We start from the raw sequence: 1766 nt of genomic DNA, 5'->3' as shown, positions 1-1766 counted from the left end.
CTGTCCGAGCGCGAGGCGTTCCCGCGGGCGCTGGCCGAGGCCGGCGTCACCTTCATCGGCCCCAATCCCGGCGCCATCGCCGCGATGGGCGACAAGATCGAATCCAAGAAGGCTGCGGCCAAGGCCAAGGTCTCGACCGTGCCGGGCTATCTCGGCGTCATCGAGGACGACAGCCAYGCGGTRAAGATCGCCGACGAGATCGGCTATCCCGTGATGATCAAGGCGTCCGCCGGCGGCGGCGGCAAGGGCATGCGCATCGCCCACAGCCGCGCCGAGGTGGCTGAAGGATTCAAGCTGGCGCGCGCCGAGGCCAAGGCGTCGTTCGGCGACGATCGCGTGTTCATCGAGAAGTTCATCGTCGATCCCCGCCACATCGAGATCCAGGTGCTCGGCGACAAGCATGGCAACGTCATCTATCTCGGCGAACGCGAATGCTCGGTGCAGCGCCGCAACCAGAAGGTGATCGAGGAAGCGCCGTCGCCGCTGCTCGATGAGGCGACGCGGCGCCGGATGGGCGAGCAGGCCGTGGCGCTGGCGAGGGCCGTCAACTACGACTCCGCCGGCACGGTGGAGTTCGTCGCCGGCCAGGACAAGAGCTTCTATTTCCTGGAGATGAACACCCGCCTGCAGGTCGAGCATCCGGTCACCGAGCTCGTCACCGGCATCGACCTTGTCGAGCAGATGATCTGCGTCGCTGCCGGCGAGGAGCTCGCGCTCAAGCAGAGCGACGTCGTCATGAYCGGCTGGGCGGTGGAATCGCGTGTGTATGCGGAAGATCCGTTCCGCAACTTCCTGCCGTCGATCGGCCGCCTCGTGAAGTACCGCCCGCCGGCRGAGGTCAGCCACGRCGGCATCACCGTGCGCAACGACACCGGCGTCGAGGAGGGCGGSGAGATCTCGCTGTTCTACGATCCGATGATCGCCAAGCTGATCACTCACGCGCCGTCGCGCATYGCCGCGATCGAGGCGCAGTCGGCGGCGCTCGATGCGTTCTACATCGACGGCATCCGCCACAACATCCCGTTCCTGTCGGCGCTGATGAACCATCCGCGCTGGCGCAAGGGCGARTTGTCGACCGGCTTCATCGCCGAGGAGTTCCCGCAAGGTTTTGCMGCGCGCGAGCCCGAGGGCARCATCGCGCGCCGCATCGCCGCGGTGGGCGCTGCGATCGACCATGTGCTCGGCGAGCGCAAGCGGCGGATCTCCGGCCAGATGCCGGGCCGTGCGGTGTCGCGCGAGCGTCGTCGCGCGGTGTGGCTGAACCGCGCGGAGATTGCGCTCGATGTCGCGCGCGACGGCGACGCCATCGCGGTACGCTTTGTCGAGGGCAATGGCGAGGCCGGCGCGCCGCATCACCTCGTCTCGGCCTGGAAGCCGGGCGAGGGCGTGTGGCATGGCACCATCGATGGCGCGGCGATCGCGGTGCAGGTGCGCCACATCCCGAACGGCTTCCGTCTCGCCCACGAGGGCTATGAGGTGCCGGTCAGCGTGTTCACGGCGAGCGAGGCGCAGGCGGCGCGGCTGATGCCGGTCAATGTCAACGCCGACAGCGGCAAGAAGCTGTTGTGCCCGATGCCGGGCCTCGTGATCTCGATCGATGTCGCCGAGGGGCAGGAGATCAAGGCCGGCGAGACGCTGGCGGTGGTCGAGGCGATGAAGATGCAGAACGTGTTGCGCGCCGAGCGCGACGGCACGGTCAAGGCGATCCATGCCAAGGCTGGTGCGACGCTTGCGGTCGACGCCCTGATCCTCGAGTTTGCGTGAGG

1 protein-coding gene is annotated in these 1766 nt (G+C 67.8%); it reads left to right on the top strand.

All coding sequences use genetic code 11. The annotated features are described in order from the left end of the window. On the top strand, positions 1–1764 hold a 1764-nt coding region (locus AB4Z37_RS32890; protein ID WP_441520865.1), incomplete at its 5' end, for an ATP-binding protein. Between the last annotated feature and the right edge of the window lie 2 nt (positions 1765–1766).

It is taken from the genome of Bradyrhizobium sp. 2TAF24 (assembly GCF_052115025.1).
Lineage (GTDB): Bacteria > Pseudomonadota > Alphaproteobacteria > Rhizobiales > Xanthobacteraceae > Bradyrhizobium_A.
This window is presented reverse-complemented; position numbering and strand designations above follow the sequence as displayed.